Raw genomic sequence first — 12,618 nt, forward strand, 5'->3', positions numbered from 1 at the left:
ACAGGGGGCGGCACAGTGAGGACGGCGGCGTGGTCACAGGGACCGGTAGACGGCCTCCGTGAGCCGGTACGCGCGCAGGCTGCCGGAGACGGCGTCGGCCATCCGGTTCATGACGTAGGCGGCGGCCAGGCCGTGCTCGGGGTCGCCGAACCCGACGAAACCGCCGAGGCCGGTGTGGCCGAACGCGGTCGCCGACGGGACGAAGAACGTCGACGCCGGGCGCATGTAGCCGAGGCCGAAGGAGCTGTCCAGGTGCAGGACCCGGTCCGGACCGCCGACCCGGGGGCGGAGGGCGTCCCGGAGCGTCTCGGGGCGCAGGAGGTCGCCGGCGAGCAGGGAGCGGTAGAAGCCGGCCAGGGCACGGGCCGTGGTGACGAGCCCGGCGGCGGGCCAGCCGGCGCGCATGATGACGGGATGGTTGGCGCCGCCCTTGAGCCGCTGCATGGACGGGTTGCCGAGCGCCCGGTTCATGAGGCTCTGCGGATCGCCCACGGCCCTGGCCATCCGGCCGAAGGCCCCACCGTCGCCGGACGCCCCGGCCAGATCGCTGAGGGCGCTCGCGGAGGGCGCGTCTCCCGTCGCCGGGCTGCCGGGCGCCGGGCTGAGGGGGGCGCGGCGGCCGTCGCCGCCGGCCGTCAGACGGGCGGCCCGGGCCAGCACCGGGTCGGGGGCGCCCATCCACAGGTCCAGCCCGAGCGGGCCGGCGATCTCCGCCGCGACCAGCTCGCCCACCGACTTGCCGGTCACCCGCCGCACCACCTCGCCCACCAGGAACCCGTACGACAGCGCGTGGTAGCCGTGCGCCGACCCCGGCTCCCACAGCGGCCGCTGCCCGGCCAGGCGGGCGGCGATGGCCGGATGGTCGCCGAACTCCTCCACGGGCACCGGGTCCTCCACCACCGGCAGCCCCGCCGCGTGCGTGAGGAGATGCTCGACGGTGACGCGCTCCTTGCCCTCCGCCGCGAACTCCGGCCACACCTCCGCCACCGGCGCGCCCACGTCCACCAGCCCCCGCTCGGCGAGCTGGAGCAGGACGGTGGCGGTGACCGCCTTGGTGCAGGAGTACGCGTACACCGGGGTGTCCTCCTGCCAGGCGCGCCCGGTGTGACGGTCGGCGACGCCGCCCCACAGGTCCACCACCGGCTCGCCGTCCAGGTACACGGCGAACGCGGCACCCTCCTCCTCGCCGTCGGCGAAGTGCCGCTCGAACACCTCACGCACGCGCGAGAACCGGGGATCGCAGCGCATCGGACCTCCTCGTCACGTCATCCCGAACGGGCACGCCTCTCCGGACGCGTCCACGCCCCTCCTGAAAGGAAGCGCTTACTTGGTTGCCGAGCCTAACAACTGGGGTCGTTTCGGCCCAGCGGACCAGCGTGGGACCCTCAACCTCCTCACCCCCGGCGCCGTCCTGGACGCCCTCCGCTCGGCCACGACGGGTGAGGTGCTCAGCCTGGCCCTGCCGATCAGGGGCTCCACCTCCTCGCCCGCCCCCGGCACCGTCCCGCACCTGAGGGGGCGGCCGTTGCCGCAGCACTTCATGTCCGTGGACGGCGGCGACTACGCGGCGGGGGCGCGGCCGGTCGGCGCGGGGCTGCGGGTGGCCGACGACGCGCTGATCGTCTCCCACCACGGCACGACCACCCACATGGACGCGCTGTGCCACATGTGGTCGGGCGACGAGCTGTACAACGGCCACCCGGCCGCCCGGGTGCGCTCCTACGGGGCCACGCGCTGCGGCATCGAGCAGGTGGGCGGGGTGGTGGGGCGGGGTGTCCTGTTCGACGTGGCCCGGCACCTGGGCCTGGACCACCTGCCGGCCGGGCACCGGATCACGCCGGAGGAGCTGGAGGCGGCCGGGCCGGAGCTCCGGCCGGGGGACGTCGCGGTGATCCGTACCGGCTGGCCCGCGGTGTGGGAGCGGTCGCGGGAGGAGTACTGGTCGGGCCAGCCGGGCCTGTCGGCCGCCGCCGGGCGGTGGCTGGCGGCGCGGGACGTCGCGGTGGTGGCCTCGGACAACGCGGCGATCGGCGGCCTGGACGAACGCCAGCTCGCGGGGGAGGGCCTGGCGGACGACCTCCACCTCATCCTGCTGCACCGGCACGGCGTCCACCTGGTGGAGATGCTGTGGCTGGAGGAGCTGAGCGCCAGGTGCCGCGCGGACTTCGTCTTCGTCGCGGCCCCGCTCCGGATCGAGGGCGGCACCGGCAGCCCCCTCAACCCCCTCGCCGTCCTCTGACGCCCGCCCGCCCGCCCGTCCGTCCGGCGGTTGCCGGTCGCGGGCGGCTCAGGGTGGTGGGGGCGGTGCGGGCGCCGGGTGCGGGCGGGTCAGGTGCCGGGGTAGTTGCCGCCGCCGTGGGTCCGGTCCAGGGCGTCGTAGTCCGGGGTGAAGCCGCGCTTGGGGATCGCGTCGGCGAACACCACGTCGCGGGGCTTCTTGTACGAGGCCAGCAGGCCCTTGACGTGCGCCACCAGCTCCTCTGCCGTCACCGTGGCGTCCGGGGCCAGGACCACCACGGCCCGGACCGCCTGGTGCCAGCGCTCGTCCGGGACGCCGATGACCGCCGCGTCCGCCACCGCCGGGTGCTTCTTGAGGGCCCGTTCGACCTCGGCCGGGTAGACGTTCTCGGCGCCGGACTTGATCATGCGGAGCCGGGGGCCGATGAAGGTGATCGAGCCGTCGGGCTCGCGGCGGCCGAGGTCACCGGTGTGATGCCACCCATGAGCGAACTTCGCCGCATTTAATTCCGGGCGGGCGAAATATCCGGAAAAGAGGGACTTGCCGCGCGCACAGATCTCGCCCACCTCCCCCACCGGCACCTCGCCGCCGTCCGGCGCCAGGATCCGCACCTGGACGAGCGGCGACGGCCGCCCCGCGAACCCCGCCGCCCCGGGAGCCAGCCCCAGGAACGTGAGCATGCCGCCCACCTCCGTCTGCCCGTACCCGCCCATCCCGGACCGGCACCACGGCGAGTCGTCCACGGTGATCAGCTCGTCCCACTCCGCCGAGTGCGCGACGAACCGCAGCGACGACAGGTCGTACTTGCCCTGCGGCCGGACCGCCAGCACGGCGTCGATCATCTGGCCGAACAGGAACGCCTGCGTGACCCGCTCGGCGTCGATCAGCCGGCACACCTCCTCGGGATCGAACGCGGGCGTGAACACGTTCGTCCCCCCGATCTGCAGCGTGGCCAGGCAGAACATCATCGTGCCCACGTGGAACAGCGGCCCGCTGTTGAGGAAGGTGAACCCCGGCTCCATCTGGCGGACCACGAGCAGCGCGGCGCTGTGGGCGACCAGGGCGGCGCTGCTGAGCAGGGCGGCGTTCGGGCGGCCGTCGAAAGCGGCGGTGTAGAGGGCGAGCGCCGGCTCGGTGTCGGCCACCTGCGGGAAGTCGCGGACCAGGCCCTCGGCCACGAGCTCCTCGTACGCCTGGCCGGCCCGCACCCACACGGCCCCGGACGGGGCCGTCGCCTCCTGGACGGCCGTCGTCGCCTCCGACGGCTCCCAGACCACCACGCGCGGCGTCAGGTCCTCGACCACGAAGCGCAGCTCGTCGGCCGACTGCCGCCAGTTCGCCGGGCAGAGGACCGCCCCGATGCGGGAGCAGGCCAGCAGGAGCTCCAGCACGGCGTGGGAGTTCTGCCCGAGCCAGAGGACGCGCTCGCCGGGCGTGACGCCGCGCGCCGCCAGGGCGTCCGCCAGGCGCGTGACCCGCTCGTCCAGGGCGGGGTAGGTGAGCCGGACCTCGCCGTCCACGACCGCCGTCGTCCCGGGACGGCTGCGGGCGTGCTCGGCGAGGACGTCCGAGAGGGTCAGGCTGTGGATCATCGCGCCTCCTGGGGGTGGTCGCCCGCCGCCGGGCCGGCGCGCGGGCCGTACGGACTGGTGTGCGGGACCGGTCAGGCGAAGGCGGGCATGACCTCGGAGGCGAAGAAGCGCATGACCTTCTTCATCTCCTCCAGCGGCATGGGCCGGGTGCTGCCGAAGTCGCACAGCAGGTTGGCGAAGCCGGCGTCGCGCAGCAGCGTGATCTGCTCCACCACCCGCGCCGGGTCGCCGATCACCTCCAGCTGCTCCCACCGGAAGTCGGCCGACACGCTGCCGCCCTTGAGGTAGCGGTCCTGGTAGTACTCGAAGCCCTGCGCGGCCCTGCCCGTCCTCGGGTCGATGGGGGCGCTGCCCTCGTTGAAGATGCGCGAGCGGTCGAAGGCCGCCTCGAACCTGGCCTGGTCCTCGCGCGCCTGCTCGGCGGTCGGGGCCACGTACACGCTGCGCGCCACGACCAGCTCGGCGTCCGCCCCGCGCCCGGCGCGGGCGGCGGTGTCCCGCCACGTCTCCGCCGCCTTGACGACCTTGCGGAACGGCGCGGCCGGGTCGGCCAGGATGGGCAGCCCGCGCTCGGCGTACATGGTGACGGTCTCCGGCGACACGGCGGCCACGTGCAGCGGCGGGTGCGGGTCCTGGAGGGGACGCGGCGTGAGCGACACCTCCGAGCCGGTCCGGTAGAACTTGCCCTCGTGCCGGAACGACTCCCGCGTCCAGAGGCCCAGGATGACCTCCAGCGCCTCGTTGAACCGGTCGCGCGCCTCGGCCAGGTCCACCCCGAAGCCCTCGAACTCGAAGCTCTGGTACCCACGGCCGATGCCCAGGTCCAGGCGCCCGCCGGAGAGCACGTCCACCTGGGCGGCCTCCTCGGCCACGTGGACGGGGTTGTGCAGCGGCAGCACCACGATCCCGGTGCCCAGGCGCAGGCGGGAGGTGCGGGCGGCGGCGTGGGCGAGCACGGTGAAGAGGTTGGGCGCCACGCCGTAGTCGCGGAAGTGGTGCTCGGCCAGCCTCACCCCGTCGAATCCCAGCTCCTCGGCCAGCTCGATGAGCTCCAGATGGTAGTCGTAGACGTCCTTGAAGCTCTGCCCGTCGAACCGGTGGAAGAGGTGGAAGGTTGAGAACTTCATGCGGCGGCCTCTCGGAGGGATAAACCAAGCGCTCGCTTGGGAGCGTACCAGGTCCGTTCCCGCTTGAGACCCCGCCGTGTGCAGGTTTCCTCAGCCGAGGGCGGTGATCAGGCCCATCGCCAGCGCCGTCCGCTCCGGGATGTGCCCGACGAGCACGTGCTCGGCGCGCGCGTGCGCGCCACCGCCGACCGCGCCCATGCCGTCCAGCACCGGCCGGCCCAGTGCCGAGACGAAGTTGCCGTCGCTGGCGCCGCCCACCGAGATCTCCTCCAGCGCGAACCCGAGGCCCGCCGCCACCGACTGCGCCTCCTTGAACAGCCGCTGCGAGGCCGGGTTCTGGGTCATCGGCGGCCGGTTCCAGGCGCCGGAGACCGAGACCGTGATCCGCGGGTCGGCCGCCCGCACCGCGGCGAACGCCTCCTCGACGCGGCGCATCTCCGCCGGCTCGCTGACCCGCACGTCGACGCCCGCCGTGGCACGACCGGCCGCGACGTTGCGGCCGGTGCCGCCGCTGACCAGGCCGACGTTGACCGTGGTGCCGCGCTCGGGCGCGGCCGCCGCCGTGACCTGTGCGATGACCTCGGCCAGCGCGTGGACGGCGCTCGCGCCCGCTTCGGGGTCGAGGCCCGCGTGCGCCTCGATCCCGGTGATGCTCACGTCGAACAGCCCGACGCCCTTGCGCGCCGTCTTCAGCGCGCCGCCTCCCGACGCCTCGAACACCAGCGTCGCCAGGGCGTCCTCGCCGGCCGCCTCGATGGAGGAGCGGGAGAACGGGCTGCCGATCTCCTCGTCGCCGTTGAACAGCAGCCGCACCGACGGATGCGGCAGGCCCAGCTCGCGCAGCCCGCGCAGCGCCCAGACCGACTGCACCAGCCCCGTCTTCATGTCGAACACGCCCGGCCCCGTCGCCCTGCCGTCCGCCACGGTGAACGGCCACCCGGCGAGCGTGCCCGTCGGCCACACGGTGTCGTAGTGGCTGAGCATGAGCACGGTGCCCGGGGCGGTGCCCTCGTAGGTCAGCTCCAGCACGTCGCCGTGCTCCCCGCCGTCGTGCTGGGCGACCCGGTCCGGCGTGCCGAGCCGCTCGGCCGCCAGTGCCCGCACGCCTCCGAGGCCGGCGGTCAGCATGGCCTTGTCGTAGCTGTGGGTCTCCAGCTCGACGACCATGCGCAGGTCGTCGAGCATGGCGGGCAGAGCCTGCCGGGTCCACTCGGAGATCGACACTGGAGTCCTCTCTGCGGCTGAGCCGCCCTCCGGAGGTCAGGACGCGGCGGTGGCCGGCTCCCGCAGCGGCAGGCGCACCTCGAACCACGTCTCGCCGGGCACCGACCGCACCTTGATCTCGCCGCCGTGGCGCCCGGCGACGATCCGGTACGAGATGTCCAGCCCGAGCCCGGTGCCCTGGCCGACGTTCTTCGTGGTGAAGAACGGCTCGAAGATCCGGTCCTTGATCGCGTCCGGGACGCCGGGGCCGGTGTCGCCGATCTCCACGATCGCCTCGTCCTCGTCGTGCGCGGTGCGGATCGTCAGCGTGCCCTCCTCGCCCATGGCGTCGAGGGCGTTGTGGATGAGGTTGGTCCACACCTGGTTCAGCTCGCCGCCGTAGGCCGGGATCGGCGGCAGCGTCCGGTCGTAGTCGGTGACCACGCTGATGCCCGGCGCGATCTTCCCGCGGAAGATCGCGACCGTGCTGTCCAGCAGGTCGTGCACGTCGCAGATCTGGAACGGCGCCCGGTCCATCTGGGAGTACTGCTTGGCCGAGCGGATCAGCGAGGCGATGCGCTCGGTGGCCTCGGTCACCTCGCCCAGCATCTGCGAGATCTCCACCGCCTCCGACAGCCAGCGCAGCGCGGCCGGCGCGTGCTCGTCGCCCACCTTCCTGCGGATCTTGTCCAGGTGCTGCGGGCCGAACCCGGCCTGGACCAGCGCTGGGGCCAGGTCCCAGGCGCCCTCCAGACCCAGCTCCTCCAGCGCCTCGCCGAGCGTGTCCTCGGCGTCGGAGATCTCCAGGGGGCTGCGCGGCGGCAGCTTGCCCAGGGCCTCGGTGCAGCTCTCCTGCATTTCGATGAGCGCGCGCAGCCGCTCCGGCGGTATGCCGTTCTCGGCGAGCTGCGCCAGCTCCACCCGGGACGACCTGATCAGCGAGCGCAGCTCGCCGACCGCGCGGACGGCCGCGGCGGCCGGGTTGTTCAGCTCGTGCGTGAGCCCGGCGGTGATCGTGCCGAGGGCCGTCAGCCGCTGCCGCCGGTCGATGACCTCCCGCTGCATCCGGCCGCCCGACACCATGCCGTCGAGCAGGTGCATCGCCATCGGGAACCACTCGGTCACGATGTGCGCGAACTTCTTGGCCGGCAGCAGGAACATCCGCGTCGGCGCCGTGGCCCGCAGCGAGTTCTGGTAGTACTGCGGCGCCCGGTCACCCAGGTAGGCCGACGTCGCCCCGCCGTACACGCCGGGCTGGGAGGTGCGCGGCATCGCGACCGTGCCGGCGCTCACGGTCTCCTGGAGCATCTGGATCTCGCCCTCGATGAGCACCGCGAAGCACTCGGCGGGCTCGCCCTGCCGGATGATCAGATCGTCGGTCGCGTACGAGAGGACCTGGCCGCTCATGGCCAGCTTGGTGAGCTGCTCGTCGCTGAGCCGCTCGAACAGGAACAGCTTGCGCAGCTCGTCTATGTCGATCGTGGTGGTGGTGGTCACTGCTTCTCCAGGTAGCGGTGCACGAGCGCGACGGCCATCGCGCCCTCCCCGACGGCCGAGGCGACCCGCTTGATCGACTCGGCGCGCACGTCGCCGGCGGCCAGCACGCCGGGCACGTTGGTCTCCAGGAAGTACGGCTCGCGCCGCAGCGTCCAGTTGCGCGGGCGCCGGCCGCCCTGCACCAGGTCGGGGCCCGTCAGCACGAAGCCCTTGGCGTCGCGCTCGATGGTGTCGCCCAGCCAGGAGGTGTACGGCTCGGCGCCGATGAACACGAACAGCCACTGCGTGTCGACGGTGTGCTCCTCGCCCTTCGTGCTGAGCGTGAGCTGCTCCAGGTGCCCGTCGCCCCGGCCGGAGACGACATGGGTCTGGGTGTGGACCTCGATGTTGGGGATGGCGTCGATCTGCTCGATGAGGTAGTGGGACATGGACCTCTCCAATCCATCACCTCTCACCAACAAATGGACCTTGCTCGCGAATCCCGAGAGGTAGACGGCGGCCTGACCGGCCGAGTTGGCCGCGCCGACGATACAGACCTCCAGGTCCTTGCACGAGGGCGCCTCGGTGAGCGCGGCGCCGTAGAAGACGCCCCTGCCGACGAACTCGTCCAGGCCCGGGGCCTCCAGACGGCGGTAGGTCACGCCGGTGGCCAGGATCACCGCGTGCGCCGCGATCTCGCCGCCGTCCTTGAAGCCCACCACGCGGGCCTGGCCGCGCGGCTCCAGGTGGGTGACCTTGCGCGCGGTCAGCAGCTCCGCGCCGAACTTCAGCGCCTGCCGGCGGGCCCGGTCGGCGAGCTGCTGGCCGGAGACGCCGTCGGGGAAGCCGAGGTAGTTCTCGATCCGGGAGCTCTGGCCCGCCTGCCCGCCGGAGGCCTGTGCCTCGACCAGCACCGTGTTGAGCCCCTCGGAGGCGCCGTAGACCGCCGCGCCCAGCCCGGCCGGCCCGCCGCCGACCACGATGAGGTCGTAGAAGTCGGTGGCCGGGGTGGTCGACAGCCCCACGGCCGTGGCCAGCGTGGACTGATCGGGCGCCTGGAGCGACACGCCGTCGGCCGTGACCACCAGCGGCAGGTGGCACTGCTCGCCGACCGCCGCGACGAGCTGCGCGCCCTCCGGGTCCTCGGCCAGCAGCCACTGGTACGGGACGTGGTTGCGGGCCAGGAAGTCGCGCACCCGGTAGGACGGGGCGGACCAGCGGTCGCCCACCACCCGCAGCTCCGCCACCTCCACCCGGTCGGTGCGGTGCCAGGCGTCGAGCTGGCCGTCGATCACCGGGTAGAACTTCTCCTCCGGCGGGTCCCACGGCTTGAGCAGGTAGTGGTCGAGGTCCACCACGTTGATCGCCTGGATGGCCGCGTCGGTGTCGGCGTAGGCGGTCAGCAGCACCCGGCGCGCGTACGGGTACATGTCCATGGCCGCTTCGAGGAACTGCACCCCGTTCATCTGCGGCATGCGGTAGTCGGCGAGGATCGCCGCCACCTCGTCGCCGCGCAGGCGCATCTCCTTGACGGCCTCGATGCCCTGGTCCGCCGCCTCGGCGCGGACGATCCGGTAGCTCTGGCCGTAGCGGCGGCGCAGGTCACGGGCGACCGCCCGCGACACGCCCGGATCGTCGTCCACCGTCACGATGACCGGCTTGTCCATGGCCCTGCCTTCCCCACGAAAGTTCTCAAAAGAAGCATGTCATGCGAAACCGGCCCACCGGCAAGTCGGCGCCGGTGGACCTCCGAGGGCCGCAGTCAGGCGATGACCCGGCTCTCGCCGCCGTCCACCAGCAGCGAGACGCCGTTGACGAACGAGGCCCGCTCGCTGGCGAGGAACGCCACCACGTCGCCCACCTCCTCCGGCCGGCCGATGCGGCCCACCGGCACCTGCGCGGCCCGCCCCGCCAGGGCCTCGTCGCCGCCCGCCAGCTCGCGCAGCCGGTCGGTGGCGATCGGGCCCGGCATCACGTTGGTGACCAGCACGCCGTCGCCGCCGACCTCGCGGGCCAGCGTGCGGACGATGCCGGCGACGGCCGAGCGGGTGGCGTTGGACAGGGCCAGGCCGTCGAGCGCCTCGCGCGCCGACCGGCTGGTGACCGTGACGATCCGCCCCCAGCCGCGCGAGCGCATGTCGGGCAGCACCGCGTGGATCAGGCGGACCGTGCCCAGCAGGTTCCGCTGGATCGCCACCTCCCACTCGTCCAGGCCCTTCTCGGTGAACCGGCCGGCGGGCGGCCCGCCCGCGTTGGCCACCAGGATGTCCACCGGCCCCAGCACGTCACGCGTCTCGGCCGCCACGCGGGCGGCGGCGGCCGGGTCCTCCACGTCGGCGAGCACGGCGTGCACCACGCCGCCGAACTCCTGGAGCGCCACCACGGCGTCGGCCAGCCGCTCGGGGTCGCGGGCCGCCACGCAGACGTCGCATCCCTCCCGCGCCAGGCTCCTGGCGGCGGCCAGGCCGATGCCCGCGCTGCCGCCCGTGACGAGTGCGACCTTGCCCTCGATACCGAGATCCATGAGGCCGACTATAGGAGCTCGGGCGGCCGGGACCGCGGCAGGTCATGCCGGTCGCACGTGCCCGGACGGGCCGGCGAGCCCCGATGTGACGGTTTCGGGCGAGCAGGACGGGTGGAAAAGGTGGGGCAGAAGTGATGGGCTTGGGTGATGGCGAGAAATCTGATCCTGTCAGGAGGCCCGTTCCACGACTTCGACGCCACCTCGGCCGCCATCGCCGAGACGCTCGCGGAGGTCGGGATCGAGTCGGAGATCACCGAGGACATCGCCGGCGCGCTCAGTGAGCCCTCCGAGACGCAGCTCATCACCGTCAACGCGCTGCGCTGGCGGATGGACCAGGACCGCTTCGCCGACCTGCGCGACCAGTGGCGCTTCGAGCTGCCCGCGCAGGCCCGCACGACGCTGCTGGACCACCTGGAGCGCGGCGGCGGTCTGCTCGGCATGCACGCCGCGTCCATCTGCTTCGACGACTGGCAGGGTTGGCCGCGCGTGCTGGGCGGCTGCTGGACCTGGCCCAAGTCGCACCACCCGCCGCTCGGCTGGACCGGGGTGCGGGTGAGCGGTGAGCATCCGATCGTGGAGGGGCTGCGCGACTTCGACGTGGTGGACGAGGTCTACAGCGACCTGGAGGTGCTGCCCGACGTGCGGCCGCTGGCCTCCGCCGACGGGCAGCCCCTCGTGTGGGCGCGGCCGGTACGGCGGGGCCGCGTGGTCTACGACGCGCTCGGCCACGACACCCGCTCCTACGACAACGAGATCCACCGCACGCTGCTGCGGCGGGCCGCGCTGTGGCTGCTGAAACGGCCGGTCACGGTCAGCGAGTAGGGCGCAGGAAGTCCCCGATCTCGCGGGCCAGCTCGCCGGGGATCTCCTCCGCCATGTGGTGGCCGCTGTCCACGGGGTGCCCGCGCACGTCGTCGGCCCACGACCGCCAGACCGCGAGCGGGTCACCGTACAGGTCCTCCATGTCGTCCTTGGAGCCCCACAGGAACAGCATCGGGCAGCGCACCCGCCGCCCGGCCGCCCGCGCCGCGTCGTCGGCGTCACGGTCGACGCCCAGGCCCGCCCGGTAGTCCTCGCACATCGCGTGCACCACCTCCGGGTCGTGCAGCGCCCTGCGCAGGTCCTCGTACGCCTCGGGGCCCATGTGCTCGGCCGTGTACCGGTACCAGGCGTCCGGGTCGGCGTTGATGACCCGTTCGGCGGGCTTGTCGGTCTGGCCGAGGAAGAACCAGTGCCACCAGCTCGCGGCGAACCCGGCGTCGCAGCGGGCCAGCGCCTCGCCGATCGGCACCGCGTCCAGGACGATGAGCCGGCTGACGGCGTCGGGATGGTCCACGGCCAGCCGGTGGGCGACGTACGCGCCCCGGTCGTGGCCCGCGACGGCGAACCGCTCGTGGCCCAGCTCCCGCATGAGGGCGATCATGTCGCGGGCCATCGCCCGCTTGGAGTACGGCTCGTGGTCGGCGGTGGTGGGGGGCTTGGAGGAGCGGCCGTAACCCCGCAGGTCGGGGCAGACCACGGTGTGGTGGGGGGCGAGCTCGGCCGCCACCCGGTGCCAGGTGGCGTGGGTGCGGGGGTGGCCGTGGAGCAGCAGCACCGGGCTGCCGGCGCCGCCGTGCCGGACGAACAGCTCGGCCTCGCCCACGTCGATCCTGCCTGTCGTGAAGTCATCGAACATGGGGGCGCTCCTACCCCTGCGCCGGGCCTCGATCCGTCTCGCCGGCCTCCTCGGAGGCATCGTGATCCGGGCCGGTGCCGAAACGGCGGGCGGACTCCGACTCGTGGGCCATGCGGCGCAGCGTGTCGAGCGCCCTGCCGTACAGGACCGTGCCCAGCACCAGCGCCTCCACGGCGCTCTCCCGGGGGCCGTCGAACGGGATCGTGTCCATGTCGTCCCCGGCGATGCGCCCCGCCGCGTCGGCGAAGCGCTTCAGGTCGGTGGACATGCCGAGCCGGCGCAGCGTGACGAGCGTCTGGGCCAGCTCGGCGCGGGTGGGGGCGTACGGCGTGAGCGTCCAGCCCTGCTCGGCGACGAGCCGGTCGCTCTCGGCCAGGGCGGCCTCCCACAACTCGCCGGGCTCGGGCTCGACGGCCGGGCCGAGCGCGTAGTGGGCGGTGCCGAGCACCTGGTGCACGGGCAGCGTCTCGTCCTCCACGGCCTCGACCACCTGCTTGATGGCGGCCACGGGCAGCCTGCCGATCTCCAGCAGGGCCCGGATCAGCCGCAGCCGGCGCAGGTGGGAGTCGTCGTACTCGGCGCGGGTGGCGGCGAGCTGCTCGCCCTGGTGCAGCAGGCCCTCACGCAGGTAGTACTTGATCGTCGCGATGGCCACGCCGGAACGGGCGCTCAGCTCCGAGATGCGCATCCTTGGACAATAGCGCTATCCAGTTCGGGCGAGGGTCCGTGCCGCGTGCGCCAGGTCGTCCGCGTCGGCCTGGCATGGGCCTGGCATCGGC

The 12,618-nt window shown here is 73.3% G+C and carries 11 protein-coding genes; 2 read left to right on the forward strand and 9 right to left on the reverse strand.

Annotated features, from left to right (window positions below):
• Nucleotides 1–33: 33 nt before the first annotated feature.
• Nucleotides 34–1,248 carry a serine hydrolase domain-containing protein gene (locus ACIBG4_RS22940; protein ID WP_397203515.1) on the reverse strand — a complete coding sequence of 405 codons (1,215 nt, stop codon included), beginning with the start codon at nucleotides 1,246–1,248 and terminating at the stop codon, nucleotides 34–36.
• A gap of 79 nt (nucleotides 1,249–1,327) precedes the next feature.
• Here ACIBG4_RS22940 and ACIBG4_RS22945 point away from each other — a divergent pair, with 79 nt between their 5' ends.
• Nucleotides 1,328–2,239: a cyclase family protein gene (locus tag ACIBG4_RS22945; protein ID WP_397203516.1), complete on the forward strand. Its 912-nt coding sequence runs from the start codon at nucleotides 1,328–1,330 to the stop codon at nucleotides 2,237–2,239.
• 89 nt (nucleotides 2,240–2,328) lie between these two features.
• Here the strand turns inward: ACIBG4_RS22945 and ACIBG4_RS22950 are convergent, their stop codons facing one another.
• The 6 genes from ACIBG4_RS22950 to ACIBG4_RS22975 all read right to left on the reverse strand — a co-directional run bounded on the left by ACIBG4_RS22950 (nucleotide 2,329) and on the right by ACIBG4_RS22975 (nucleotide 10,161).
• Complete coding sequence (locus ACIBG4_RS22950) at nucleotides 2,329–3,831, reverse strand: AMP-binding protein (protein ID WP_397203517.1); 1,503 nt, start codon at nucleotides 3,829–3,831, stop codon at nucleotides 2,329–2,331.
• 71 nt (nucleotides 3,832–3,902) lie between these two features.
• The gene (locus ACIBG4_RS22955) at nucleotides 3,903–4,958 is read right to left on the reverse strand and encodes an LLM class flavin-dependent oxidoreductase (protein ID WP_397203518.1); all 1,056 of its coding nucleotides are present in this window, start codon (nucleotides 4,956–4,958) and stop codon (nucleotides 3,903–3,905) included.
• 90 nt (nucleotides 4,959–5,048) lie between these two features.
• Nucleotides 5,049–6,143 (reverse strand): M20 family metallopeptidase, encoded by a 1,095-nt coding sequence (locus ACIBG4_RS22960; protein ID WP_397203716.1) that lies wholly within the window; start codon nucleotides 6,141–6,143, stop codon nucleotides 5,049–5,051.
• A gap of 75 nt (nucleotides 6,144–6,218) precedes the next feature.
• Complete coding sequence (locus ACIBG4_RS22965; protein ID WP_310716485.1) at nucleotides 6,219–7,658, reverse strand: ATP-binding protein; 1,440 nt, start codon at nucleotides 7,656–7,658, stop codon at nucleotides 6,219–6,221.
• A complete protein-coding gene (locus tag ACIBG4_RS22970) occupies nucleotides 7,655–9,304 on the reverse strand; it encodes an FAD-dependent oxidoreductase (RefSeq protein ID WP_397203519.1) in 1,650 nt (549 codons plus the stop codon). The genes ACIBG4_RS22965 and ACIBG4_RS22970 overlap by 4 nt, the downstream gene beginning before the upstream one ends.
• 95 nt (nucleotides 9,305–9,399) lie before the next feature.
• The gene (locus ACIBG4_RS22975; RefSeq protein ID WP_355448370.1) at nucleotides 9,400–10,161 is read right to left on the reverse strand and encodes an SDR family oxidoreductase; all 762 of its coding nucleotides are present in this window, start codon (nucleotides 10,159–10,161) and stop codon (nucleotides 9,400–9,402) included.
• A 147-nt stretch (nucleotides 10,162–10,308) separates the two neighbouring features.
• Between ACIBG4_RS22975 and ACIBG4_RS22980 the strand changes: the two genes are divergently transcribed.
• The gene (locus ACIBG4_RS22980; protein ID WP_310716488.1) at nucleotides 10,309–10,983 is read left to right on the forward strand and encodes a ThuA domain-containing protein; all 675 of its coding nucleotides are present in this window, start codon (nucleotides 10,309–10,311) and stop codon (nucleotides 10,981–10,983) included.
• On the opposite strand, the gene ACIBG4_RS22985 is transcribed toward ACIBG4_RS22980, so the two are convergent.
• Nucleotides 10,973–11,839, reverse strand: coding sequence for an alpha/beta hydrolase (locus ACIBG4_RS22985; protein WP_310716489.1), 867 nt, complete (start codon nucleotides 11,837–11,839; stop codon nucleotides 10,973–10,975). The two genes, ACIBG4_RS22980 and ACIBG4_RS22985, sit on opposite strands and share 11 nt — an antisense overlap.
• A 10-nt stretch (nucleotides 11,840–11,849) precedes the next feature.
• A complete protein-coding gene (locus ACIBG4_RS22990; RefSeq protein ID WP_397203521.1) occupies nucleotides 11,850–12,527 on the reverse strand; it encodes a MerR family transcriptional regulator in 678 nt (225 codons plus the stop codon).
• Between the last annotated feature and the right edge of the window lie 91 nt (nucleotides 12,528–12,618).

Source organism: Nonomuraea sp. NPDC050383 (assembly GCF_044459125.1).
In the GTDB taxonomy this organism is placed as follows: Bacteria; Actinomycetota; Actinomycetes; order Streptosporangiales; family Streptosporangiaceae; genus Nonomuraea.

Bases quoted from the DNA above. Each gene is read 5' to 3' on its own strand.
- ACIBG4_RS22940 (WP_397203515.1), bottom strand. From the start codon at position 1,248: ATGCGCTGCGATCCCCGGTTCTCGCGCGTGCGTGAGGTGTTCGAGCGG.
- ACIBG4_RS22950 (WP_397203517.1), bottom strand. From the start codon at position 3,831: ATGATCCACAGCCTGACCCTCTCGGACGTCCTCGCCGAGCACGCCCGC.
- ACIBG4_RS22955 (WP_397203518.1), bottom strand. From the start codon at position 4,958: ATGAAGTTCTCAACCTTCCACCTCTTCCACCGGTTCGACGGGCAGAGC.
- ACIBG4_RS22960 (WP_397203716.1), bottom strand. From the start codon at position 6,143: ATGCTCGACGACCTGCGCATGGTCGTCGAGCTGGAGACCCACAGCTAC.
- ACIBG4_RS22970 (WP_397203519.1), bottom strand. From the start codon at position 9,304: ATGGACAAGCCGGTCATCGTGACGGTGGACGACGATCCGGGCGTGTCG.
- ACIBG4_RS22975 (WP_355448370.1), bottom strand. From the start codon at position 10,161: ATGGATCTCGGTATCGAGGGCAAGGTCGCACTCGTCACGGGCGGCAGC.
- ACIBG4_RS22980 (WP_310716488.1), top strand. From the start codon at position 10,309: ATGGCGAGAAATCTGATCCTGTCAGGAGGCCCGTTCCACGACTTCGAC.
- ACIBG4_RS22985 (WP_310716489.1), bottom strand. From the start codon at position 11,839: ATGTTCGATGACTTCACGACAGGCAGGATCGACGTGGGCGAGGCCGAG.
- ACIBG4_RS22990 (WP_397203521.1), bottom strand. From the start codon at position 12,527: ATGCGCATCTCGGAGCTGAGCGCCCGTTCCGGCGTGGCCATCGCGACG.